The following is a 23,168-nucleotide window of genomic DNA, read 5'->3' as shown; positions in this document are numbered from 1 at the left end:
ACAAAAGCAGCCGTTTTCCCAACCATTACAGCGACATGATTCATCTTGCCGCAGGCCGATATCAGCCCGTCAGCAGCGGTCGCCGAACCTTGGCCGGACGGATCTTCTTCCAATCCATTCCAGCCAGCAGCGCCATTAGTTGCGAATGGTCGAGACGCACCCGCGCCGCCGATATGCCCGGCCAGCAGAAGCTGTTCTCTTCCAGGGTTTTCGAATAGAGACAGACCCCGCTGCCGTCCCACCAGACGATCCGGACACGGTCCGCCCGTTTCGATCTGAACACGTAAAGCGCGCCATTGAACGGGTCGAGGCCGCCTTCCCGCACCAGCGCCATCAAGGATGCGGCCCCCTTGCGGAAGTCGACCGGCTGGCACGACACGTAAACCACAACGCCGGAAGCGATCATGCCTTGCGCACCGCGCCGATAATTCCCGCCAACTGATCCGGATCAATATCCCCGCGCACCCGAACAACGACATCACCCAGAACGATCTCTACGGTCGCGCTGCCGCCCGTCTCAAAGCGCGCGAACTTCACCGGCTCGCTTTCCGACATGGTTCGATCGCCCAATGGCGCCGTCAATGGCGCCAGCGCCCCCGAGGAAAGTGCCTTCCTGCGCCATGCGTAGAGTTGCGACACGTCCAGTTCATAGGCGCGTGCAACCTCCGCCACCGTCCCTCCCGGCGAAAACGCTTCCGCCACAAGCCGCGCCTTCTCGTCATCAGACCAATGCCGCGGCGAACGTCGCGACGGCGTCGCCGTCAAAACTTCGAAGGTCCGAACCTGATTCACCTTGTCGCTCATATGACTCTCCGCATGACTCATGCAGAAAATGAGCTTCCACCGACAAACGCGCTACGTGGGTTTGCCTAACCGCTTACGCCGGATCGGCTCTTAGTGGAAATTGACATTCACAATGAACACAATGAGGCAAAGGGGACGGAGGGGCTATGAAGAAAGCGAAGGGGAAACCTCGCTTTAGAGGAGGCATGCCTCGGCGGGACAATGTAAGATACGACCGGCAGCTGATCGCCCGCTCGGCCCGCGGAGCTCTCCCAGCGGAACTCCCCCTGGTGCACGTGACTGCCGCGTGGCTAGCTAAGGAGATAGTGCGCGACCGAGCCTTCACCCCCAAGTGGTGCGACGTCTTCGAGAAGGATCTCTTATACTTTTTCGTATTGCGACCTGCATACAGGTCGAAACACGGAAACGAGGAATCTCATCAGCTTTCGCGATTTCCCGTAGTGTTCATCGTGAAACCATCAGCCATTCCAGCTCCGGCGCACGTCTATCCCTTTGATACCGGTGGTGCCGCGAAGGGCGCCTTTGCGAAGCAGGCCGATCCCCTCGTCTATCTTGAGGACTACGCAGTCGAAGCGAGTCACAATGGAGCAGTTGGCCATATCGGCTGGGCTTTCTCTTCGCTCGACGGCTACTACAGGGGCGATCTGAAGCAGGACATCCAGGCCGACATACCGTTGAGCGAGAGCGTGACCCTAGGATACATCGACGTGGCGCGCATGGGCATTGAAGGCAGCAACCAGCACGACAAACGAGCATCGACAGTCGAGATCGCTTCCAGCCACAATGTAGCGCTTCAGGATAATATTGACTTGGTCGTCTTTCCAAAACAGTACGTTGAAGGCAATCCTCTCTATGACGAAGTGATTGCGCTCGGTGCAGAGGTGGAACTTTACGACTGGCAGCCAAACAGGGCGCCAGACGAGTTCCAGGAAGAAATCATGACTATTGCAAAAGCATGGTACGTTCGGATGGGGATTCTCTGATGTCATCCGGTTTGCCGGAAAGACTTCACCTCTCGGGTTTCGTGCGGCTTATCGACCATGGCTTCGCGCTTCCAGCCTACCAGATCAAGCCGGGGGCTAACGCATGGTATTACGCCGTTCCCGAGGTGAGCGGCGATCATGCTTCCTTGATCAAGGGTTTTGAACTCCTGGAGGATGAGGCCGTGGAACAGTTCGAGAGCGGCATTCTTGCCGGTCCGGGCGAGGCTTGGAGAGACGTATTTCTTTGGCGAGGGTGCGTCCATGCCGGCCGGCCGGCGGAAATTTACGCGGCGCTTGAAGAGTTCTGGAGTGACCTCTTGAAGTTCGCACCTCTTTCGTTTTTTGATCTTGCACTTCCGTCCGAGGCAGCCGAGACCGGAAAGATAGCCGAGGTCGCCAGAAATTTTCTGGTGCAAAAACTCGGTGGCGACCGGGGTGAGGCAAAGTACATCAGTCTCGTTCTGCGGCCCAATATTCTGATCGAACTCCGCAAAGCTATTTCTACCAATCCGCTGGCTGACACGCAGCTCGCGTCACATGACTTCAGCATCGAACCGCTCGGGCATAAACGGTACGGAGTTGGGCTGGTCCCAGCAGTGTCAGGATGGTTGGACGAAGCGGTGGCCAACAGACTGAGGACGGCCGTCGGGCGTTTTGCTGAACGGCTCGGAGTCACTCTTTACGTCGGCGGACTGAAGGGTGAGGCTGCTGCCGGCCGCGTGGAACCTGAGCGTCCAATCGAACAACGGGCCATCCGACGAACACGCCGGCCGGTTCGCAGTGAGGCACCGAACATCCTGATCATTGCGGCAGACACGCGCTCCCAGGCGATCTGTCGTCATCTGGAGCTACCGTCAAGCATCACATTCGACTCCGATTCAATCCGGGAAGGCGATTACCGGATAGAACGCAGGAGTGATCTTACAGTTCTTCCCACTTCGCGCGATGGCGTCATCCTCATCGTCGCCGATGTTGCCGCTATGGATACGCAGAAGGTTCTTTCGGTCTTCGATGCTTTCGTCTGGCTCGCAGGGAACGATGCACTCACGGAGGATCGGACCAGCCCTATCCATGAGCTCGTGCGTGGCCGGGACAGTCAGAAACCGTTTTTGATCGCTCCCGCGCCCCCGGCAGATGGTCCATCTTTCTTGATAGAGAGGCGAAAAGTCGTGGAAGCGGTTCTAGGCCAAGCCAATGCAATTATTGATACGACTCTCGCCCGGTCACCCTTCTGGAAGGGTCGGGCTAGGCGTTCCGTAGATCGTCGGATGGCGGACATGGTTGTAACGGTCAGTCTATTGGCCGCTGCTGCCAGAGACGTTCGACAGGATCTGACAACGCGGCGCGGCTCAAAACAGCCTTATTCTGTGTCCCTTTCCATTGGTGACCGCCAGTTCGGGCACGGGGTAGGGTCCGAGCTCAATGCGACAGGCCTCCGTGGTCCCGAGAGCGGCAGGCGGTCTATCAGCCGACACGGGTTCGAAATGGCAGATAAGGGAAGCCAAGTCGTCCAAAATGCGGCGGCTGAAATTAGCCCATTGTGGACTGATTTCGAGCATTTCGGTGAAGCGGCGTTCCTTGAGGCGGTCGGACGGAAGGACCCTTGGCTTAACCGGTCGCTGATAACTGACGTGCCTGACAGTGTGCGGATTAGCCTGGACGCGCCGGATCTGTCAGTTGCGCTGAAGGACAGAGACGGTCGAACATCGATGGTGATTACAGCGGAAGCGCCGCGCCTTGCCACGATACGTGAAGGCTACAAATTTGACCTTGCAGTCATCCGATACACTGACACCGCTACGATGCGCACGGCAGCTCTGCACGAAAAAGTTCACGGCCTGCCAAATGAAATGCGTCTCGGTAAGCTCTCCCGCTTGGCACAGAATCAAGGACTGGTCACACGTGGCCTGGACGCGCGCGACGTAGTGCGGGTGCAAGAAATCGATTGGGTGAAAATTCAGGCGCACGGGAGCTCCAGCCTCCAGTCTCAGGCTCGAATGTATCGGCCCAGTGCTGGAGAGCTGGACGAGAGCCGCGAGATCGCAATTCCAGTTGCCGCCGTGTGGGATGGAATCCGCAGTCGCGATGCCACTGCACTGGAACTGGTAAGGCGGTTCCCTGACCTGCGGGAGCGCGGTAAACGAAGTGGAAAGCGGCCATCTGACCTTGAGGCGGCATGGACGATACCTCCCAGCGATGTCCAGCGATGGGTAATCGAAGATGGACGGGTTCCCGTCCAACTGGGGCAGCTTCAGCCGAGAGAAGTTCCTGCACAGCGGCTGTTCTTCATCGACGGAGATGAGGCGGTTCCTTGTTTCGTCTTTTCCCGACTTTTCGGAGTATGGGCCAAGTCGCTGCTCCCAGCATCTACAAGCTGGGCATCAAGGTTTCAGGTCAGTAGGACATTTGACGCCTTTCCATTCCCTCTGTGCTTCCGGATCGCGCGACCGCCGGAAGGCCAGCCACAGCTTCGCTTCGCCAAAGGAACGCGGCGGCTGGAGGAGCTGGGCCATCGACTTAGATACGAATTAATGGATGATGGCCGACGGCGTGCTTCTCGCGGCACCGAGGATGAACGTTTAGGTCAGCAGATCGAATTGATTGAAGAACTCGACGGAATACTTCTTAGAGAGATGAAGATACCGCTGCATGCCAATGATCTCGAAATTCTCGAAGCGCTCGTCCAGCATAACCGAAGCCGCTCATAGAATACCCATGCCTATCATCTCTCCAAAACCGAGCACCGAAATGCCCCAAAACACCTGTTGTAGAAGACGAGGAATGTAGACCGAGTTGATCGACCAGGGCTTCGATTTATTGCCGCCGGCCTCATTCGGTGTCGTTGGTCAACATCACGGTCGATCCTTGGTGGCACTCGCTCACTTTCATCACTCGTTAATCACGATCTCTTCGTTAAAGGGATTTCAATATCCAAAGAACGGTCTTCCCGTCCAACGCCTGCGCATCAAATAGCGCTTTGGTGAGCGCATCGAGCTTATCGCGGTTCTCATTGACAATCTCGACCGCCCTCGCAAATGCCATTTCCAACCGCGCATGGATGCGGGCGGCGAGATCGGGATTGCCGTCGAGCACGGCGGTCGGATCCTTGTCATCGCGGTAGAGCAACGGCTGGACCGCCCCGAAGCCGAGGGACCGCTCCATGGCGAGCGCCATCTTCGTGGCCCGCGCAAGGTCGCTTTCGTCGGAACCACCCGATCCGGCGGACATCTTGCCGACGACGATCTGCTCGGCGGCCCTGCCCGCCATAAGCATGGCAAGCATGTCTTCGCGATAACCGAGCGTGTCGCTCCCCGATGCGGTGAATCCAAGCTGGCTGTAGCCGCCGCCTCCGGGCGCATCGATGTTGAGCCCATGGATCGGCCCCAACCTCAAGGCATGATGTACGACTGCGTGACCGGACTCATGGATGGCGAAGCGCCAGCGCAAATCATACGGCACCTGCGGCCGGTCCATCCGGATGCCGTCCTCGAGATCTTCATACCGGATCGACCGCTTTTCGCGGCGGGCCTTCAGCCGCGCCTGGCGAACGATGCGTTCGATATCGGCGCCGGTCAGCCCCATCGCCCTCGTTGCCAGCCGCTTCAGAAGTGACACGGCCGCTTCAGGCGCACCCGGTTCAATGTGCTTCGATGTCGTTGTCATGTCGCGGCTCCTTCCCGAGCGTCCCTCAAGGTATGTTCGTCGCTGTCCCGATCGGCATGGATGTCGGATGGTGCTGCCTCGTCGGCATTTGTGCTCGCGACCTCGGAACCCGGCTCATCGGCCTTGGTCTCATCCGACGCCTTTCCATCGACCAGCGATGCGAGATCATCGCCGAGATGGTGGACGAAGATTTCGGCAAGGGTTGCGATATCCGGCATGGGGATTTCGATATGCGTCTCCAGCCGCCCGGAGCGTTTCAGCGCATCATCGATCTCCTGGGGCCTGTTCGTCGCGCCGACGATGATCACTCCCTCGCTCTTGACCGCCCCGTCCAACAGCTCGAGCGCCTTGTTGACGACCGTGTTCCAATAGTCGGCATATTCCCGCTCGGCCGGTTGCCTTTTGCCGATGCCATCGATCTCATCGATGAACAGGATGGCGGGCGCTAGCGCGCGGGCCTCTACGAAGGTTTTGGCCATCTTGGCGATGACGTCATTCAAATGCCCGCCCTGTAGCCAGGTCGAGACTGACGTGACGACCAGCGGGATCTGCAGCGAATTGCACAGCGCCCGAGCAAAGGTCGTCTTGCCGGTCCCGGGCGGCCCATGGAGCAGAAGCTTGGTGCTCATGTCCGACCAAGCGAGATCGCCCGCCCTGTGATCGGCCAGATCAGCCTTCAGATCCAGCGCCCAGGTCTTGGCCTTGCCGTAACCGGAGAGCGTCTCGACCGCGAGCGACGGACGATCGTTTTCTCCCGGTCCCCATGGCTCCGGCTGGATGACCTCGGCGCCTGAGGGCTTGTCCCGCTTCCATCCACCGCCGCTGTCTTTCCCGGATGAGGATTTCTCCGACGATTTCGCATCCTGTTTCGGCTTCGACGATTTGCCCGTGCCTCTGGATACCGGTTCGTCGTCATCATCACGAGCGGCAACACGATTGCGCTCGGTGAGGGACGCCAGCACGGCGATAACCTGGGATGCGCTGCGCCCCGGCCGGAAGGCCAATACGACGTCATCGATCGTCAGGTAATGCGCGTCGTAGGCCGTCGACCATTGCTCCAGTGCCGCCAGACCGCTGGCGCCGTGCATCGCCTCCACCATGGCAATGAGGAAGGGATAGTCCAGCCAACCTGCCGCAAGACCGATGTCGGCGGCAATGGCGATGTCGGACGGGATGGCCTCCGCCTTCTCGCTGATCGCAACGACAGGATAGTCACGCGTCGTCGCATTCACCAGCCGGCGCCGAAGCGTGGCACCGGTGATGCGCGCGATGCTATGTCCGAGGAACTGAATGTAGGCGCGGCCTGCCCCGTCGGATCCGGCAAAGGTGCCGTCATCATAGACGTATTCACCATCGATACCGCTCAAGGCGCCACCCGGCACGAAGCCCGGTGTCTCGATGAGGCGGCGCATGGCCTGCTCGAAGCCGGCGATCGGCCCATGCAACGCGACGACAGGCGCTGACATGGCGGCAGCACGGACGATCCTAGCAAGCGGCACACGGCCGTTCTCTATCGCGCGGGCCAGCACGAGGGCCGCGACGATGTTGCTGACCAGCGGTGCCCTGCCCGCCCTGCCGACAAGACCGACGGCATAGGCGCGCCGTTTGTGATCGATTGCCGCGACATGATCGTTGGCTGTCGCCTGACCGAGCCGGTAGAGAGACGGCAGGAACGATGTCGGCGACTTACCTTCAGTCGTTACAATGTCAGCCTGCTGAGGCGGCGGCAGAAGGTAGCCGCCGAAGTTCCGACGAACCCACGCCACGTCGCGGTCGTGGTCTCCGGAAAGAGACGCGGTTTCGAAGGCTGGCGAGTAGCGCCGCAGGACGTGCCCGCCCACTTCGACGATTTTCAACGACAAGAGGCCATTGAGATGGGCGTTGCGCTGGGCTTCACGCCGGGCGATGCGCTCAAGGCGACGGAGGAACAGGCGGGACAGCTTATTCATCGATCCGGCCCTCCGTCATCGCGGCAATAATTGCCGTTTTGCCGCGGGGCGGTTGCGCCTTCGTCGGCCAGCGCTTCTTCAGACTGCCCGGTCTTGCCTGGCGCCGCTCCCGGATCAGGCGGCGAAGAGGACGGGGCTCGGCCGAACCCGGACTGCCCGCATCCGGCTGAGCTGAGACCGCCAGATCGCGATTACGGCGGGAAAGCCAGTCGAGCAGCAGGCGGCAGGCCGGGTTGCCTGTATCGGCATGGGTCTGCAATCGGCCGATGACCGTGTCCGGTACGAGGCCGGTCAAGCCCGTACCCTGCCGGACATGGCCGAGCGCCAAGCCGATCAGATGCGCGGGATCTTCGCCGGTTGGGTGGCCAGCACCGGATCGAGGATAGCGCAAGACGGTGCCATGCACACGATGGCAGACGAGGTTCTGGTACGTCGAGGACGGTGGGATCGCCTCGCAACGGATGCGTGGCGGCACATCCGGATTGATGTCGGAAGACATGGGAACTCCTTGGCCGGACCGCGTTCGGTCCAGCGCTTATGAGAACAACGGGATGGGAAAGCCGCGGCCTTGAAGCCAGCGATCGCCACGCGACACCTGACGGCAAGCGTCAGGGCGCGCTGGTCAGGCCATCAAGGCGGCAGCGAGCAATGCGCGGCCGGGCTCAGTGCTTGGCAGGGCGGCGGGCAAAGCCGATCCGGATGAAGGCTGGTGTCGGCTCGTCCTCATCGGACCCATCATCGAAGCCCGGTTCGTCGCGACCGTGATCATCATCGTGCGAACGCGCCGCCTGGTCTTCTTCAAAAGTCCGGCTCGGCCCGTTGAGATTGATCTGCGAGCACGTGGGTGCAGGCGCGACGACCGTATTGGGCGCGAAGACAGGCTGCTCCATGCCGCCGAGCGCCTTGCGCGCCTCGGCTTCGAGAAGCTGCTGCACCCGGATGCCGAAGCGCAGGCGCAGTTCGGCCATGCAGGCGGCAACACCATCGATCTCCAAGAGGTCGTCGAGTTCGGACAGCGCCCAGACGCCGTTGGCATGGTCGCTCGGACGGCTGGCGCCGTCGACGATGGCCACTTCGACCGCATCGACCATCATCCGCTTCTGGTTCTTGTAGAGCCAGTCCGGCAGGACCATGGCCGACGCCATCATTTTGAGCTTCAGTTCCTCAAGACGGCTCGTGTCGCCATAGGACGCGAGCGACCGTTTGACGTCGAGGATATAGGCCGTGTGCCGGGCGCGGTTCACGACGATCAGGTCCGGCGTGTAGCTACCCTTGGCCGGTGCCTCGCAATCGAGCTTGATGCCGTCGAGGCTGGACCAGTTGTTTCCAGCAACGGCTTCCATGGCGGCCTTGACCAGCGGCAGCTTCAGGGACTGGGTCAGGACGATGATGTTCGGGTTGGCCTTGGCGAGCCGCTCGACCGCCTGCTCCAGCAGCTTGCCTTCGCGGAAGGATACTGCCCGGACGAGCGAAGCGATGTTGACGTAGTGACCGAGGATCTCGTCCTCGGCCGGTTCGCCGTCCATGATGGCGTTGATGGCTCGGTCGACCAGCAGATCGAGATCGACTTCGACATCGGCAAAGCGGACGAGATGCGGATGACGGCGCAGCACCGCCGGTTCGCGAACCGGAGCCCGAACCGCATTGCGGCCAAAGCCGAAGGGGCGCAGGCGGGACCCGCAAGCTGCGGCAGCCTCGGCCGCGTCGATCATGGAACGGAGAACTTCCCCATAAGGGACAGAAACGGTATTCGTGCTCATAGCCCGATTCCTTCTAACCAAGGTTGACGGTCAGGCCCTTGTCGATGTTACCAGCATCGGCAGGGGCCGCTTTGTTCCGGCCATCCGGAACAGCCGCAACTTGGCAGGACCGGCGCTCGGGCTCAAGGACCCCTGGGCCAAAAAATGAGAACGGGACCGGAACAAGGTTAATGCCGGGCTCACGATGGCTTCGGTCTGGCCATCCACTGAGGTTCGGAAGCCCGCCCGCGGCCAAAACATCTCGAGGCCGAAGCCGGGCAAGACAAAGGGCCGACAAGCGGCCTTGAAGGTTTAGCTGGAAGGCCGACCAATCGGCCTTCCAGCATGTCCGAAGCTTTACGCGGTCACCGCCGGTGCGGATGCGCCTTCATCCTGGAGCGTTTCGTTCAAACCATCCGCCGCCTCGTCGGCTGCCAGCGGCGGAACCGCCACGACCTGCTTGCGGAGCTTGGGTGTTTCGCGGCTGACGACCATCAGCCCGCCTGTCGCCCGCTCAAGCGCTTCGCCGAACCGCTCCGTGAAGCGATCCAGATCGGTCGCGACCGAGACTTCGGCCTGATCCTTGTCCTGCTCTGCCTCCGCTTCAGGGGTCAGCTCGACCATATCGTCGACGGCGACCATCTTTTCTACCGACTGGGCCAGCGGCCATTTCGGCTTGCGCTCCTTCGAGATCGCCCATTCGAGGACCGGCAAGACCTCATCACGAAGCCAACCGGGCAATTCCTTGGACTTCGGCCAGATATCGAAGAGCCCAAGCTTCTGCAGCGTTTCGTTCACCACCGCCCACTCGGTCTTGTTCGGGAACTGGGTCGAGCGCGGATGGCGGCGCAGGTCGCTGTCCGGTTCCACGAACTGCGCCAGGCTTTCCAGTTCCATGCGCGCGACACGGGCGAGATCTTCAACCTCCCTGGCCAGCGCCTCCTTGATCACCCGCTTCTGGTCCAGCGCCGACTTGATGGCCTGCACAATGACCTCGATATGCATCACGAACATCTTCAGGCCATCGCGGGTCTTGACCGCGATCAGCGCCTTCAGGCCGGTCACACCCCCTGCTCCATGGAGGTCACCCCGGGCAGTCTTGTCCTTGGCCTCATCGCCATCGCCCAGGATGGTTTTCACATCGAGCACACGGAGACGGCCATGCTCCTCGCCGTGGGCGATCGCATCGCGGATCTTGTCATGCGGCGCGTGCGCCAGATGGAACATGACAGTCGGGCTGGCCGACAGGTCGACCAGATCATCCCGGTATTCGCCGAGATTGCGCGCGACGGACATATAGGCCCTCGCAGTGCGGGCGGCCAAGCTGCACCGCCTCTTGACCCACTTGTCGAAGAGACCGTCGGCGAGCAGTTCAGAAGCGGCAACAAGATGCTCCCCGAGCAGGAAGCTCTGCTCGGTCGTGCGGCGGCCGAGATCAGAGATATTCCCGGCAGTGATTTCGAGCTGGTCACGAAGAGCCGCATCTGCGATCCCAAGCTTTTCATAGTAATGGGCGAAGGCGGCAGGCAGGACAAACTTGGATGCACTCACGATAAAACCTCACTGTTTACTGATGCTATACGTTCGACACAAACGCCGAACACACATATGGTCACCGCACTATCAGTAATTGTCAAATTGGCCATCAAGCGAAACTCAAGTAAAGCCTCATTATTTACTTCCATATATACAATTAATATTTCTAATATCGCCCAAATTAACCATATTCCAGCGTCAAAGAATTATTTTCTACTTTTATTTATACTTAATCACCTTTTCTCCCGGCTTCAGACCGCAATCAGTCGCTTCAGGCCCTCGGAACAAACACTCCCGGTAACAGGGCGTGGCAGGACCGGCCGCCTAGCGCGGAAAGCACGATACGGCGCGCAGTTGAGCGATATCCGGCGAAGCAGACAATCTGGCAGGCATCGTCTCAATGTGCCGGTATGTCATCTCAACGTGCCCGCACATCGAGACAAATTGCGCATTTTTGATTCCGGCTTCCGGATTTCCGATTCAGAGCCGTGAAGCTTTGATTCCGCAAACGCCGTTTAGTCTCCGCACGTCGTCTCGATCTACCTCAATGTCCCCGCAGGTCATCTCAAGTTGCGCATCCGCGATTCCGAACCGTGGATTTCCGATTCACGAGCCGGGATTTCTGATTCCAGCACAAGCGGCGTTGCCGGTAAGGCGCAGGTCTGGCAAGGAGGCCGCGGGGCGTATGGGAGTGGTATCATGGCCAGAAAGTCAGAAGAGGTCCGCAATCGCGAGCAGCGCGAGCGTCAACAAAAGCTGCGTGACGCCGATCGCAAGGCAAGGCGTCCGAACCGGGACGATATTGCCCGCACGGCGCTCTTCATGACGATTTCCAGCATGGCGGCCAGGGACGCGAAAGAGGTGCTGGAGGATTTCCAAGACCGGGTGGTCAGGATGCTCGTGGAGCAGGGATTTGACGAACGGGAGTCCGACATCCTCTTCGAGGAACTCGTCGCCAAGTACCGCACAGGCGACTGGCCGTTTCGTCGCAAGGCCCACCTTCTCCATCCCGAGGATCCCGATCGAGACGCTTGAGGCGGCGTCCGCCTGCTCTGCGCCGATCTCGCCCTTTCCAGCAGTAGGTGCCGGTCAACGCCTGACGGCGTTTGCAAGTTCTGACACGTTTCCCCCCGTTACTTCTTAAAACGCCGTTCGATTCTGAATCGGATTTCCAGAGCTGCGGTAACGCCATTGGGTCACGCCAAGCCCGCTCTCAATAGCTCCAGCTCAAGCCGGGGACCGAAGGCTTCGGCGCAGAATATTCAGTAAAATTCGAGCCAATAAGCGCATTGATTGTTCAGCCTGAGTGGAAAGAATTGAACCTCATCGGTCACGCTAAAATTGACCCAGACGCTCCTCCGGTTCATACGAGCCCGTAGCTGAGGCAATCGCCAACGCTGGAATGCGCATCCAATGGACCTGCTTGCGAGGATAAGTTGGGAGTGAACCTTCGGCAAAAACGACATCCTGGGACGGACAAAGCAAGAACCACTCCCGGCGCCACTCCTCGTACCGATGGAGGTAGTGGTGGTATACAGCTTAGATGTGCTCTGCCGCGGTATCGGGAAACGACCGGCAGTACGATGAACAGAGATATCGACGCAGCCTGCAGCACCTTATTCCGTGTGGTGCGCTTTAAGCAGGCATAAGATGATCGGATCGAGGGCGAGCGGACGCCTGAGGGATCCATAGTGGCGAGCGCATTCCTTCAAAATCCACTCTGGACCCGAAGGAACTACAAGTGCCTAAAGTCATCGATCATGCTCCCACCGTCGGAGCAATCAAACCCCGCTACCTTCACGACGTCGTCAAGGATACCAGGTCCCGCCTGTATGGCGGGTTGTGCGTCATCGCGTCCATCGCCGGCGCGACCGTGTCGCAGGCCGCCGATGCCATCCGCCAGGCGCGGTACGGCGCGCGCTGGCTCGACTTCTCATACACACCGCCTGTCAAATGGGTGAGTGCTCACGAGATCGAGCAGGCATTGCACCTGCTCGGATTTGTCGGACACTGGCGCCGGCTTCCCGACCGGCCGACGCTTGCTGCCTATCTGAATGGTCGCACCGGAATGGAGCGCGATCACCCTTGCGTCGTGTCTCTCAGCACGCACTGCGTTGCCGTGAGTGGCGGTGTCTTCTGTGATGTCTTCAGCGGCGGAGTCGTCGTCGACATCGATGACGCCGAGGGTCGCCGCAAGAGGGTCAGCCGCGTTCTGGTGCTGACCGAGCGGATTGCGCCCTCGGCGATCGCCACCAGGGCCCCGGCGCCGAAGAAGGCGGGTGAGAACGGCAAGGCGATCCGCCTTTTCCGCGAGGCGATCAAGGCCGAGACGGGAGCAACCCGTATCAGGCTCACCCCGCACGAGGTCTTCGTGACCCGCCCGGCCGAAGCCGGCTGGCACTGGCTGGGCAATCGCGACAGCATCGAGGACCAGATCCTCATGCCGCGTCCGAACAACCGTCTTTCCGGCAATACCGGCGCCGCCGCGGCCTACCGCGCCGTGATGGGTTACTAGCCGCGTCCGTGCGACCCGGCGTGCCGCGGCAATTATTGCCGCGCAATCACCCGAGGCGCCGCCCCATCACGCACAACCGCTAGACCATGAAGGACTGGCGGCTGGCGCGGGCTCCCAAGCGATCCGCGCCAGGCTAACATGTCTCCCAAGTCATTTCTGAAGCTCCAGGAGCCCCCCATGACAAAGAAAGTCCTGCTCTACCTCCGCAATTCGAGCGATACGCTGCGCACCGCCTGCGCCGATTCGCAGCGTTATTACGCCGAGACCTTCATCCGGAAGAACGGCTGGAAACTGGAACTGACCTGCCGTGACGAAGACATCGGCGAAGTCGTGTTCACCGCACAGCCCGGCATCCACAAGCTCCTCGAAGAGGTCGATATCAGATCGATCGATATCGTCCTGTGCCATACGCTGGACCGCTTGTGCTCGCGCTTTGCCGTCGCTGAACGGCTGTTGCATGAACTCGAAGCGAAAGGCATCGAGGTCTGGGCTGCCGATCCCGGTGTCCGGATCAAGGCCGCCGATCTCATCGACTACTACTACAACAGCCCCGATGGAGCGATCGGGCGCGGGCGCCGTCGGGCGCCGATGCCGGATGACCTCTACGAGGTCGAGCATCTTGTGCCCCTGCCCTACGGCTATCGCTACACCGGAGCCTACAATGCCGATGGGACGTACATTTTCGGGTTCAGGGTTCTCGAACACGAGACCGCCGAAGTCGTCCTGCGGATTTTCCAGATGTATGCCGACGGAATGTCGCCGGCAAAAATCGCCGACGCCCTGAACGCTCAAGGCATTCCCGGCCCCCACGGCAGGATGTGGCGTGACGCCACCATCCGCGGCGGCCGCAATCGGCGAACCGGCATCCTCAATGACGAGATCTATGTCGGCCGGTCCTGGGTACCGGGCCGTGAGTACGATTTCGCGCCTGCCTTGCGGATCGTCAGCGACGAACTGTGGAGGCGCGTGAAGCTGCGCCAGGATTTCGCCTGCCGAGGTGCTGCGGCATCGCCGTAACGCCCTCGCCAAGAGATCAGAATGGCCGGCGCCGCCGGCCAGCGTTCCCTATAATATTGCTTGAGATGGAATTCAGACCATGACCAAGAACGTCCTGTTTTATGCCCGCTACTCCACCGACCGCCAGCACGAGGTCTCGATCGAAACGCAGATCGAGCTGGGCGGAGCCTTCGTCAAGGAGCGTGGTTGGAAGCTGGTCGCAACCTATTCCGACGCTGCTATCAGCGGCACGAGCTACCAACTCCGCCCCGGGATCCAGAGCCTTATGGGCCATATCCGGCGCGAACAGATCGACATTGTCCTTTGTGTCACCGTCGATCGACTGTCGCGCGACCTCGAGCATGCCTTCAAGATGCTGAAGGAGTGGCAGTATCGCGACATCGACCTGTGGACCGTCCATGGCGCCCAGGCGGTCACCAATCTCGAGATGGCGTTGCGAACCGCCCTCAGCCACGAACTGGTCGAGCAGATCCGTTACCGCACCCGCGAAGGCATGAAGACGGCGGTGAAGAAGGGCAAGGCCTCGACCTGCCTCGCTTACGGCTACAAGCTATCGCAGCAGCGCGATGCCAATGGGGACCGCATCCGGGGTCTGCGGGATGTCGATCCGGTCAAGGCGGAGATTGTTCGTCGCATCTATCAGCTCTATGCCGACGGGATGTCTCCGCGCGACATCGCGCACCTCCTCAACAATGAAGGCGTCCCCGGCCCGCGCGGCCGCAAGTGGCGCGATACGGCGATCCGCGGACATGTCCGCCGTGGCAGCGGCATTCTCAACAACGAGAGCTATATCGGGCGCATCGTCTGGAACAGGCGCCAGTACCGCAAGAATCCGGAGACCGAACGACGAACCGCCCGTGCCAACGACGCCACCGAGTGGGTATTCAAGGACGTCCCGGAGATGCGCATCGTATCGGATGAGCTGTGGCAGCGCGTCAAGGAGCGGCAGAGGCAAGTGGGCGAACTGTTCGATTTCGGGCAGAGCAACCGGCTCAATGCGACGCATCGGCCGGAATATCTTTTGAGCGGCATGCTGGAATGCGCGGAATGCGGCGGTCCCTACGCCATTTCGGGCAAGGATCGTTATAGCTGTACGAACCGGAAGAAGCGCCTGCCGATCGACGAGCTCGGCGGCGCCTGCTGCGGCAACAGCAAGACGATCACCCGCCACGAACTGGAAGAGCGCGTCCTCAACTGCATCCCTGCCGCCTTCTACTCACTCGACATTTTTGACCGGATTTCGCAGAAGATGGTCGCACACGAGGTGAGCAAGCTGGAGAGCGTCCCCTCCCGGAAGAACCAGTTGGCCATCGAGCTTGCGACGATCAAGTCGAAGCAGGCAAGCCTGATGCAGCAGATCCAGGTCCGGCATGCCGAAGGCCGGCCGCGTCTTGCGATCCTCGACGACCATCTCGATGAGCTGGAAGTCAACCGTGAGAAGCTGGTCACGGAACTGGCCGCTGCCGAAGAGCCCGCCGCGGAGGATTTTCAGGAGAAGATCGCCAGGCTGAAGGCGCAGTTCAATGCAGCCAATACCGAGATCGCCATTCGCAAACTTCTCTTCCTTGCCCGCAACAATGCCGACGAGCAGGCCAAGCGCCGGCTGATGCCGATCGTGCTGGACCTCATCCAGACGGTCGTGATCGGCAAGACACCGGGCCACCAGCCGGCAAGCCTGCAGGTGCATGGCGACATTGCCAACATCATGGCCTCGATGGACGTGATCGACATCATGCAGCAGCAGTTCGTCGCCGCCGCCCAGAACGATCTGCTGACCCGGATTGCGTCGGGTGAGATCGACACGGAGCACAAAAAGAAAAAGCTCCTCGAGGCTTACGCCGAGGAGCTTTTGCGCAAATATCCCGAATGGGAGAATTTGCAAGTCTCATACGCCACCTCGCTGACCTCGACTCTTTGGCCTTCCCAAAGTGCGGTGAATCTGAATCTCTGGTGCAAACCGGAGGTCTGCGATGCGATCAGGGATTTCATTACGGGTGGATTTTGATGGAGACAGTCTGCGGCGGCTGGCGCGGCAGACGAAAGATGCCGCTCAAGCGCGCCGTCTGTTGGCACTCGCCTCAATCTACGATGGAGGCTCGCGTTCCGATGCCGCCCGCCTCGGCAGCGTCACGCTCCAAATTGTCCGGGACTGGGTCATGCGGTTCAACGAACACGGTCCCCAAGGCCTGATCAATGGCAAGGCTCCCGGTCCGCAGTCGCGGTTGAACGATCAGCAGCGTGCGGCCTTGGCGCAAGCAATCGAGCGTGGGCCGACACCCTATCTCGACGGCGTTGTTCGTTGGCGTCTGTGCGATCTGGCGCAATGGCTTTGGGAAGAGTTTCGCGTTTCCGTGAGCGAGCAAACGCTGAGCCGGGAGGTGCGGGCCATGGGCTATCGCAAGCTGGCTGTCCGGCCCAAACATCACGCGCAAGACCCTCAAGCCATTGAGGGTTTTAAAAAAGCTTCCCTGCCGCAGTGGCAGAGATTGCCGCTGGAGCGGCCCGAGGAAAACGCATAGAGATTTGGTTTCAGGATGAGGCCCGTATCGGGCAAAAGAACAAGATCACCCGCCGATGGGCCAGGCGAGGAACACGGCCTTCAGCACCGCACGATCAGCGCACAAGGTCGGCCTACATCTTCGGCGCAATCTGCCCGAAGCTCGGCAAGGCGGCGGCGCTGGTCATGCCATGGTGCGACACCTACGCCATGACCCAGCATCTGGCCGAAATCGCCCGACACGTCGATGCCGACGCGCACGCTATCCTCATCATGGATCAGGCAGGCTGGCACATGTCCAACAATCTCGTCGTGCCCGAAAACATCACCATTCTGCCACTCCCACCGAAATCGCCGGAGCTGAACCCGGTCGAAAACCTCTGGCATTTCATGCGCGACAACTGGTTATCAAACCGCGTCTTCAAATCATACGACGACATCGTCGATCATTGCTGCGATGCCTGGCGGAAGCTCGAAAGCCAGCCCTGGCGCATCATGTCGATCGGGCGCAGAGAATGGGCCTATGGGTTTTGATCAGTGAGGGGCCGTATCAGTGGTTGCGGGGGCAAGATCTAATCTTCACTTGCTGCCCAAGCAAGTAAAGATGGTTGCGGGGACCGGCGTCGATCATAACTTGCAATCGACGCCGGTAAAGATGGTTGCGGGAGCATGCACCCATCTTCACTTGCTGTTCAGGACCGCGGCATAAGTGCCGATCCTTGCCAAGGTTGGGGTCGAGCGTTCGAATCGCTTCACCCGATCCAGTTTTCACCAAGAAACTCAAATACTTAAGAAGTGCCCTACGGGACGCTTCTTGCTGACAGCTTCGATGACGGCGCGTTGTCAGCAGATCGTAAGCGCTGACCTGCCACTAAGCTGTCATCCAGCGGCGATTAGAGCCTCGGCCGTTTCGCGAGGAAGGAATTTTCGGATATTGTGGCGTAATGCTTCTGCCCCACGATCTGGATGGGGACATAAGCCAGTGTCGCCACGACGCAATTTTTGCTGACATCTATAAAAATTGGCGTTGCAATCTCGGGACAAGCCGAAGGTCAGAATTTGGACCGACTGCAAGGCCAATAGAGCGTACTGGAAAGATGAAATGGAAGCTGACAATGAAGCCCAATTGAATTCTTACCGACAGCCGGGCATCAAACATCGCGCTTCTCTTTCCATCGAGGGACGCACGGATGCCGGGCAAGCAGTGGACTTCCAATATCTCATCATAGGGCCTCTGTCCGCTCAGGGCTCGAGATCAGATCGGAATGCCAAGGTCCTGAACGTTATCGTTCGTTCCCGAACTGCTGCGAACGGACAGCCATACCACCGTCAGGCGATCGCTATTTATCTGTTTATCAAATTGTGTAATTGTGTAATCGTATTGCATCAACCCGACGGGCGTGTGACAAACTCCGTCATGACGCTTTCGAGACCATGACTTCAATGAACGACGTATCGACCAGTATTTCCTCTCCCACTTTGCGAATGGGCGACGCCGCCCCGGATTTTGAAGCCCGATCCACCCAGGGCCCGGTTCGGCTTTCCGACTTCAAGGGCCGGTGGCTGGTCTTCTTCTCGCACCCGGCCGATTTCACGCCCGTCTGCACGACGGAGTTCGTTGCACTCGCTAAGGCGCATGACCGGTTCGCGGCTCTCGACTGTGCGCTGTTGGGACTATCGGTCGACAGTCTCTATGCGCATCTCGCCTGGAGCCGCGCCATCCGCGAGCTGTTCTCGGTCGACATTCCCTTCCCAGTCATCGAAGATCCCTCGATGCTCGTAGGCCGAGCCTACGGCATGATCGACGAAGCGTCTGAAGACAGCGCTGGCGTTCGGGCGAGCTATTTCATCAACCCAGAAGGCGTGATCCGGGCGATCACCCATTACCCTCTGACGATCGGGCGTTCGGTCGACGAGATGGTGCGGATGGTGGCGGCCTTGCAAGCCACCTATTCGGGCGAGAAGCTGGCGCCGGCCGACTGGCAGCCGGGCCAGCCACTGCTTCATCCCGGCGACGAAAAGGCTCAGGATGAAGCCGACTGGTTCTGTCGGAGGGATGGATGAAGACGCTCTGGCAATCGCGGGCGCAAGCGGATATCGCGGCCGACAAGCTTCGCAGGTTCGCTCAGCCGCAAAGATTGATGATCTTGTCCCTTCTGCTCGAAGGTGAAAAATCGGTCACCGAAATCGACATGGCGAGCGGGATCGGCCAGCCAGCACTCAGCCAGCAGCTCGCCGAACTCCGCAAGGCAGAACTCGTGACAACGCGCCGGCAGGCGAAGCAGGTTTATTACAGCCTCGCCGATGACACCGTCGTCTTGTGTGTGCGCAGCATCGAGGCGGTGTTCGGCGCCGGCGATCCTGAACAGGCGCTCTTGAGCATGGTCAAACCGGACGTCCGGCCGGAGCGAAGCGGGATCGTGCGGGGCGCGGCCAACTTCGTGCGAATACGTTGACCGGAAGGCATGCCTTAAACCACTCTTAAGTGTGCAGGCGGGGCACTCTCTCCGAGCATTGAATTGCCGCAGGAGCGCGTCACAACGGCAGAAAGGATACGCTACGATATCGCGCTTCTACAGGTCAATGAGATGCACAGCTACCCCGTGAGTTGATCGCAGGCTTCAAGAGCCTGGGCCGCGTACATGACCGACGGCCCCGCGCCCATATAGACGGCCATGGCCAAGGTCTCGCTGATCTGCTCACGGCTCGCGCCGGCTTTGACGGCACCTTCGGCATGATAGGCTATACAAGGCTGACACCGCGTCGCGACGCCAATGGCGAGTGCAATCAACTCCTTCGTCGTCTGGTCGAGCGCTTCGCCGCCATGGGCGGCCCGTGACATGTCGCTGAAGGCTTTCATAACATTGGGCGCATCCTGCCGGAGGGACTTTACGCCGCCATTCATATTCTCGATGAGTTTTTTCCAGTCTTCGATCATGGTCATCTCCTGTGTTCAAGCATATTGCTGCGCGGCTCCAAACCGTTGGAAGCCGCGAAAGTACGAAATGGACTCAAGTCGTGAAGGCGCCAGCGCTGCGATAGAGCACGTAGGCCGCGACGACAAAGATCAGGCCCGCAAAGATACGATTCAGCGTGTTCTTGCCCGTCGACAGGCGATTGGCGATCATCATGCCAGCAACGCCGCCGGCGAGCCCTCCTGCGATGAACTCGAAGGCAACGGGCCAATCGACGAGGCCGGAAGCGGCATAGTTGAGCGCCGTGGCGAGCCCGAAGCTACCGACCGCCAAAAGTGAAGAGCCGATCGCATTGATTATCGGCATGCCGGTTGCCAGAATGAGCGCGGGTACGATCAGGAAGCCGCCGCCGATCCCGAAGAAGCCAGATGCCGATCCGGCGACAAATGCGACGGCGGCCGTGGCGAGGCAGGTGCGCAGATCCGCAGGACGTTCCGGAGCGCTTCCTGGCTCACGCGGACGCAGCATGAGGATGCCGACGAGGACCATCAGCAGGCCAAACAAGAAAAGCAGCCGCTGACCGTCGACGAGTTTGCCGAGGGTCGAGCCGGCGAGCGCGCCGAGCGTACCGATGCCTGCGAAGATGATCGCACAGCGCCAGCGGACATTGCCGCTCTTCGCATGGCCGATGAGATTGGCGAAGGCGTTGACGGATACGGCGAGCGCGCTGGTTCCTATGGCAATATGCGGTTGGGTTACTCCGACCACGTAGAGCAGCAAAGGCGTCGCCAGGATCGAGCCACCACCCCCGACGAGACCGAGGGAGAAGCCGACGAGGCCGCCCGAAGCGAATGCCGGGCCGAGATTGGCAAGCATCGCTCACACCTTCCCGGCCAGAAATCGATCATGGGTGACCATTCCGATGAACATGGCGACGGCGAAGATCACTGCGGGCAGCAGACCAAGCGAGAGGGATGCGATTGCAGGACCGGGGCAGAAGCCGGCCAACCCCCAGCCGACGCCGAAGATCGATGAACCGATGATGAGCGGGCGGTCGATGCGGGTCTTGGTCGGCAGATGAAGCTGATCGTCGAACAGAGGCTTTTTGATCGCGAAGGCCATCCTGTAGCCGATGAAGGCGACGACGACGCCGGCGCCGAGAACGAAGATCAGGCTCGGGTCCCATGCACCGGTGACGTCGAGGAAAGCTTTCACCTTTGCGGGATTGAGGAGGCCGGAGATCGCGAGGCCGAGGCCGAACAGAAGACCGGCGGCAAGGCTCATCAGGATGCGCATGGCCGCTGTCATAGCCAGCCTCCGAGCCACATGACGAGCACGGTCAGGATCGCGGTCGCAAGGAAGGTCAGCACCGCCGTGAAGGACCGGGGAGACAGTCGTGCCAGTCCCGAGATGCCATGTCCGGAGGTGCAGCCGGAACCCATGCGCGTGCCGACGCCGACAAGCAGGCCGGCGACGATCAGCAACGGCCAGGACGCTGTCACGACCACCTGTGGCGCAGTGCCGAAGATGACGAGATAGGTCAGCGGACCGAGAAGAAGGCCGGCGACGAAGGCGATGTCATGACCCAAGCGCTCGCCACGATGGCCGAACAACCCGGCGACGATGCCGCTGATTCCGGCGATGCGGCCGTTGAGCAGCATGAGAAGACTGGCCGACAAGCCGATCAGCACGCCGCCGGCCAGGGGAGCGAAATAGGCGTCCATCACCAGACTGCCCCCTCGAGCACGTCCAGCGGGATCTTCAGGTAGCGCTTGCCGTTACCCTCTGGCTCGGGAAGCCGGCCGCCGTTGATGTTCACCTGCAGCGCATGCAGGATGAGCTTGGGCATCGGCAGGGTCGCGTCGCGCTCCTCGCGTAATTTGACGAAGCTTTCCTCCGTCTGGCCGGCGATATGCGGATTGGAGCGCTTCTGCTTGCCAATGGTGCTTTGCCACAACGGCTCGCGCCCACCGGGCTGATAGTCGTGGCCGGTGAAGACGCGGGTTTCGTCAGGAAGGGCGAGTATGTCCTGAATCGACTTCCAGAGCACTTTTGCGCTGCCGCCCGGGAAATCGGCGCGTGCAGTTCCGGAGTCCGGCATGAACAGCGTGTCATGGACGAAAGCGGCGTCGCCGATGACATAGGTGACCGAAGCAAGCGTGTGCCCTGGCGAGAACATCACTCTCGCCTCGGTCGTGCCGACCTTGAATGTGTCGCCTTCGGTGAAGAGCCGATCCCATTGGCTGCCGTCAGCCGGGAAGTCAGGCCAGTTGTAGAACGCCTTCCAGAGCTTCTGCACATCGACGACGTGCGCGCCGATCGCTGTCGGAGCGCCGGTCTTGTCCTTGAGGTAGCGGGCCGCGGAAAAGTGGTCGGCGTGCGGATGGGTGTCGAGGACCCACTCGACGGTAAGGCCCTTCTCCGCAATGTAGGCGAGAATCGTATCGGCCTGCTCGGTGCTGGTCGATCCTGACTTCTCGTCATAATCGAGCACCGGATCGATGATGGCGCATTTCTTCGTCGCGGGATCGTTGACGACATATTGAATGCTGCCGGTGCGCTTCTCGTAGAAGCCCTTGATCTCTGGCTTGCCGGTGTGTCGATGCGCGGCCAGCCAGTCGCGGGCACTGTCGGGCGCAATGCCGATCTCGCTGGCGACGGCAATCAATTCGTCGTCGCTGAGGCCCACGACGTCGGCGTCACCGGCCAGAACCCACATGTAGAAGGACCGGGCCCCGGATCGGCAGTGCGCAAGCACCGGACCGGCCGACACAACGATCGCCTCTGCGAAGCGTCGGACGTCTTCGGGCCGCATGTTGCTGCTCGTCACCGGGATGAAGACATAGTCGAGACCTGCCGCTCTCGCGGCGGCTTCCTCTGCCGCTGTCCCCGGCTGCGAAGCCTCTTCACCATCCGGCCGGTTGTTGATGATCGTCTTGAAACCGCGCCGGGCGAGCTCAACGAACTCTTCGGGTTGAAGCTGCCCTATGACGGAAACCTTCTCTGTGACCGGTATCGGTTTCATCGGGCGGCTCCTTGACACCTGCAAATACGAATTACACACTTACATAAAACCAGATATGTAATTCTGCAAGTGGGAGGAGCGCCTTGAATGGCCGTTCAGGATGTCCGAGCAGTTCAGGTGTCGGAGTTGAGGCGCGGGATCATTATCGTTGGTGAAGGGGCAGCAGCCGTCACGGCTGGGGCCGCGCTAAAACGACACGATGGAAGTCGATATCGACGCCAACGTAGTTGCCGGCATATCTGTGGCCGAACCTTTTTCGCGAGCTAAGTATCACTCCGCCTCTTCCGGCATCGCCCAGGAGCGGAACACCGATGCGTCCCTCACATCCGCCTTCGCGGCGCTTCTGTCTTGCCGGCGCTGGATGGTTTGCGAGGATGCATCATTTGGACGCACGAGCCTCTTTTTCGGCTTCCTGACTTCAACAATGAACTGGCCGGATTTGTCACTCTTCTTCGAAGATTTGGAACTGAACATCATCACATCTCCTCTTTTTGCGTCACTTGTTCGATATTTGCGTTGTCTTAC

At 60.2% G+C, this 23,168-nt stretch carries 23 protein-coding genes; 10 read left to right on the top strand and 13 right to left on the bottom strand.

Going from position 1 to position 23,168, the window contains the following annotated elements:
* Positions 1-61: 61 nt before the first annotated feature.
* Positions 62-406, bottom strand: a complete 345-nt coding sequence (gene tnpB / locus MOE34_RS02685) for an IS66 family insertion sequence element accessory protein TnpB (RefSeq protein ID WP_112700979.1) — start codon at positions 404-406, stop codon at positions 62-64.
* On the bottom strand, positions 403-804 hold the full coding sequence (locus MOE34_RS02680; RefSeq protein ID WP_242220761.1) for a transposase: 402 nt from the start codon (positions 802-804) through the stop codon (positions 403-405). The genes tnpB and MOE34_RS02680 overlap by 4 nt, the downstream gene beginning before the upstream one ends.
* Before the next feature lie 146 nt (positions 805-950).
* On the opposite strand from MOE34_RS02680, the gene MOE34_RS02675 reads away from it, so the two are divergent.
* On the top strand, positions 951-1,787 hold the full coding sequence (locus tag MOE34_RS02675; protein WP_242220759.1) for a hypothetical protein: 837 nt from the start codon (positions 951-953) through the stop codon (positions 1,785-1,787).
* A complete protein-coding gene (locus MOE34_RS02670; protein ID WP_242220757.1) occupies positions 1,760-4,495 on the top strand; it encodes a hypothetical protein in 2,736 nt (911 codons plus the stop codon). The genes MOE34_RS02675 and MOE34_RS02670 overlap by 28 nt, the downstream gene beginning before the upstream one ends.
* 205 nt (positions 4,496-4,700) lie before the next feature.
* Here MOE34_RS02670 and MOE34_RS02665 read toward each other — a convergent pair whose 3' ends face one another.
* The 5 genes from MOE34_RS02665 to MOE34_RS02645 form a co-directional block, all read right to left on the bottom strand.
* Positions 4,701-5,450, bottom strand: a complete 750-nt coding sequence (locus MOE34_RS02665; protein ID WP_242220755.1) for an ATP-dependent Zn protease — start codon at positions 5,448-5,450, stop codon at positions 4,701-4,703.
* Positions 5,447-7,399: an ATP-binding protein gene (locus tag MOE34_RS02660; protein WP_242220753.1), complete on the bottom strand. Its 1,953-nt coding sequence runs from the start codon at positions 7,397-7,399 to the stop codon at positions 5,447-5,449. Before MOE34_RS02660 ends, MOE34_RS02665 begins: the two co-directional genes overlap by 4 nt.
* Positions 7,392-7,898, bottom strand: a complete 507-nt coding sequence (locus tag MOE34_RS02655; protein ID WP_242220751.1) for a hypothetical protein — start codon at positions 7,896-7,898, stop codon at positions 7,392-7,394. Before MOE34_RS02655 ends, MOE34_RS02660 begins: the two co-directional genes overlap by 8 nt.
* 163 nt (positions 7,899-8,061) lie before the next feature.
* Complete coding sequence (locus MOE34_RS02650) at positions 8,062-9,159, bottom strand: hypothetical protein (protein ID WP_242220749.1); 1,098 nt, start codon at positions 9,157-9,159, stop codon at positions 8,062-8,064.
* A gap of 336 nt (positions 9,160-9,495) precedes the next feature.
* Entirely contained in the window at positions 9,496-10,434 is a 939-nt protein-coding gene (locus MOE34_RS02645) for a hypothetical protein (RefSeq protein WP_242220747.1), read from the bottom strand.
* A gap of 93 nt (positions 10,435-10,527) precedes the next feature.
* Here MOE34_RS02645 and MOE34_RS02640 point away from each other — a divergent pair, with 93 nt between their 5' ends.
* The 8 genes from MOE34_RS02640 (at position 10,528) to MOE34_RS02605 (ending at position 19,159) form a co-directional block, all read left to right on the top strand.
* Positions 10,528-11,166, top strand: coding sequence for a hypothetical protein (locus MOE34_RS02640; protein WP_242220745.1), 639 nt, complete (start codon positions 10,528-10,530; stop codon positions 11,164-11,166).
* A 207-nt stretch (positions 11,167-11,373) separates the two neighbouring features.
* Complete coding sequence (locus MOE34_RS02635) at positions 11,374-11,709, top strand: hypothetical protein (protein ID WP_242220743.1); 336 nt, start codon at positions 11,374-11,376, stop codon at positions 11,707-11,709.
* Positions 11,710-12,415: 706 nt separating this feature from the next.
* Positions 12,416-13,189 carry a hypothetical protein gene (locus MOE34_RS02630; protein ID WP_242220741.1) on the top strand — a complete coding sequence of 258 codons (774 nt, stop codon included), beginning with the start codon at positions 12,416-12,418 and terminating at the stop codon, positions 13,187-13,189.
* Positions 13,190-13,366: 177 nt separating this feature from the next.
* Positions 13,367-14,206: a recombinase family protein gene (locus tag MOE34_RS02625; protein ID WP_242220738.1), complete on the top strand. Its 840-nt coding sequence runs from the start codon at positions 13,367-13,369 to the stop codon at positions 14,204-14,206.
* A 79-nt stretch (positions 14,207-14,285) separates the two neighbouring features.
* Positions 14,286-16,211 carry a recombinase family protein gene (locus tag MOE34_RS02620; RefSeq protein WP_242220736.1) on the top strand — a complete coding sequence of 642 codons (1,926 nt, stop codon included), beginning with the start codon at positions 14,286-14,288 and terminating at the stop codon, positions 16,209-16,211.
* Positions 16,177-17,237, top strand: a protein-coding gene (locus MOE34_RS02615) for an IS630 family transposase (protein ID WP_242220734.1) whose coding sequence is annotated in 2 segments (ribosomal slippage) — positions 16,177-16,669 and positions 16,669-17,237 — 1,062 coding nt in all. Because the reading frame shifts where the segments join, the coding sequence is not laid out codon by codon here. Before MOE34_RS02620 ends, MOE34_RS02615 begins: the two co-directional genes overlap by 35 nt.
* A 909-nt stretch (positions 17,238-18,146) precedes the next feature.
* A complete protein-coding gene (locus MOE34_RS02610; RefSeq protein WP_242220731.1) occupies positions 18,147-18,767 on the top strand; it encodes a peroxiredoxin in 621 nt (206 codons plus the stop codon).
* Positions 18,764-19,159: an ArsR/SmtB family transcription factor gene (locus tag MOE34_RS02605; protein ID WP_050746378.1), complete on the top strand. Its 396-nt coding sequence runs from the start codon at positions 18,764-18,766 to the stop codon at positions 19,157-19,159. The genes MOE34_RS02610 and MOE34_RS02605 overlap by 4 nt, the downstream gene beginning before the upstream one ends.
* Before the next feature lie 140 nt (positions 19,160-19,299).
* Here MOE34_RS02605 and MOE34_RS02600 read toward each other — a convergent pair whose 3' ends face one another.
* The 6 genes from MOE34_RS02600 to MOE34_RS02575 form a co-directional block, all read right to left on the bottom strand.
* A complete protein-coding gene (locus tag MOE34_RS02600) occupies positions 19,300-19,641 on the bottom strand; it encodes a carboxymuconolactone decarboxylase family protein (protein ID WP_050746407.1) in 342 nt (113 codons plus the stop codon).
* Between the two features lie 73 nt (positions 19,642-19,714).
* Positions 19,715-20,494 (bottom strand): sulfite exporter TauE/SafE family protein, encoded by a 780-nt coding sequence (locus MOE34_RS02595; protein ID WP_242220729.1) that lies wholly within the window; start codon positions 20,492-20,494, stop codon positions 19,715-19,717.
* Positions 20,495-20,497: 3 nt separating this feature from the next.
* A complete protein-coding gene (locus MOE34_RS02590) occupies positions 20,498-20,926 on the bottom strand; it encodes a YeeE/YedE family protein (RefSeq protein WP_050746380.1) in 429 nt (142 codons plus the stop codon).
* A complete protein-coding gene (locus tag MOE34_RS02585; protein ID WP_242223715.1) occupies positions 20,923-21,342 on the bottom strand; it encodes a YeeE/YedE family protein in 420 nt (139 codons plus the stop codon). Before MOE34_RS02585 ends, MOE34_RS02590 begins: the two co-directional genes overlap by 4 nt.
* Positions 21,342-22,643, bottom strand: a complete 1,302-nt coding sequence (gene blh / locus MOE34_RS02580) for a bifunctional sulfur transferase/dioxygenase Blh (protein WP_242220727.1) — start codon at positions 22,641-22,643, stop codon at positions 21,342-21,344. Before blh ends, MOE34_RS02585 begins: the two co-directional genes overlap by 1 nt.
* Positions 22,644-22,913: 270 nt before the next feature.
* Entirely contained in the window at positions 22,914-23,120 is a 207-nt protein-coding gene (locus MOE34_RS02575) for a hypothetical protein (RefSeq protein WP_050746383.1), read from the bottom strand.
* Positions 23,121-23,168: the final 48 nt, after the last annotated feature.

It is taken from the genome of Shinella zoogloeoides (assembly GCF_022682305.1).
Classification (GTDB): Bacteria; Pseudomonadota; Alphaproteobacteria; order Rhizobiales; family Rhizobiaceae; genus Shinella; species Shinella zoogloeoides_B.
This window is presented reverse-complemented; position numbering and strand designations above follow the sequence as displayed.

Bases quoted from the DNA above. Each gene is read 5' to 3' on its own strand.
- MOE34_RS02600 (WP_050746407.1), bottom strand. From the start codon at position 19,641: ATGATCGAAGACTGGAAAAAACTCATCGAGAATATGAATGGCGGCGTA.
- MOE34_RS02575 (WP_050746383.1), bottom strand. From the start codon at position 23,120: ATGATGTTCAGTTCCAAATCTTCGAAGAAGAGTGACAAATCCGGCCAG.
- MOE34_RS02620 (WP_242220736.1), top strand. From the start codon at position 14,286: ATGACCAAGAACGTCCTGTTTTATGCCCGCTACTCCACCGACCGCCAG.
- MOE34_RS02655 (WP_242220751.1), bottom strand. From the start codon at position 7,898: ATGTCTTCCGACATCAATCCGGATGTGCCGCCACGCATCCGTTGCGAG.
- MOE34_RS02680 (WP_242220761.1), bottom strand. From the start codon at position 804: ATGAGCGACAAGGTGAATCAGGTTCGGACCTTCGAAGTTTTGACGGCG.
- MOE34_RS02625 (WP_242220738.1), top strand. From the start codon at position 13,367: ATGACAAAGAAAGTCCTGCTCTACCTCCGCAATTCGAGCGATACGCTG.
- MOE34_RS02660 (WP_242220753.1), bottom strand. From the start codon at position 7,399: ATGAATAAGCTGTCCCGCCTGTTCCTCCGTCGCCTTGAGCGCATCGCC.
- MOE34_RS02675 (WP_242220759.1), top strand. From the start codon at position 951: ATGAAGAAAGCGAAGGGGAAACCTCGCTTTAGAGGAGGCATGCCTCGG.
- MOE34_RS02585 (WP_242223715.1), bottom strand. From the start codon at position 21,342: ATGGACGCCTATTTCGCTCCCCTGGCCGGCGGCGTGCTGATCGGCTTG.
- MOE34_RS02610 (WP_242220731.1), top strand. From the start codon at position 18,147: ATGAACGACGTATCGACCAGTATTTCCTCTCCCACTTTGCGAATGGGC.
- MOE34_RS02590 (WP_050746380.1), bottom strand. From the start codon at position 20,926: ATGACAGCGGCCATGCGCATCCTGATGAGCCTTGCCGCCGGTCTTCTG.
- MOE34_RS02635 (WP_242220743.1), top strand. From the start codon at position 11,374: ATGGCCAGAAAGTCAGAAGAGGTCCGCAATCGCGAGCAGCGCGAGCGT.
- MOE34_RS02665 (WP_242220755.1), bottom strand. From the start codon at position 5,450: ATGACAACGACATCGAAGCACATTGAACCGGGTGCGCCTGAAGCGGCC.
- MOE34_RS02650 (WP_242220749.1), bottom strand. From the start codon at position 9,159: ATGAGCACGAATACCGTTTCTGTCCCTTATGGGGAAGTTCTCCGTTCC.
- blh (WP_242220727.1), bottom strand. From the start codon at position 22,643: ATGAAACCGATACCGGTCACAGAGAAGGTTTCCGTCATAGGGCAGCTT.
- MOE34_RS02645 (WP_242220747.1), bottom strand. From the start codon at position 10,434: ATGTCCGTCGCGCGCAATCTCGGCGAATACCGGGATGATCTGGTCGAC.
- MOE34_RS02670 (WP_242220757.1), top strand. From the start codon at position 1,760: ATGGTACGTTCGGATGGGGATTCTCTGATGTCATCCGGTTTGCCGGAA.
- tnpB (WP_112700979.1), bottom strand. From the start codon at position 406: ATGATCGCTTCCGGCGTTGTGGTTTACGTGTCGTGCCAGCCGGTCGAC.
- MOE34_RS02595 (WP_242220729.1), bottom strand. From the start codon at position 20,494: ATGCTTGCCAATCTCGGCCCGGCATTCGCTTCGGGCGGCCTCGTCGGC.
- MOE34_RS02605 (WP_050746378.1), top strand. From the start codon at position 18,764: ATGAAGACGCTCTGGCAATCGCGGGCGCAAGCGGATATCGCGGCCGAC.
- MOE34_RS02640 (WP_242220745.1), top strand. From the start codon at position 10,528: ATGCTCCCCGAGCAGGAAGCTCTGCTCGGTCGTGCGGCGGCCGAGATC.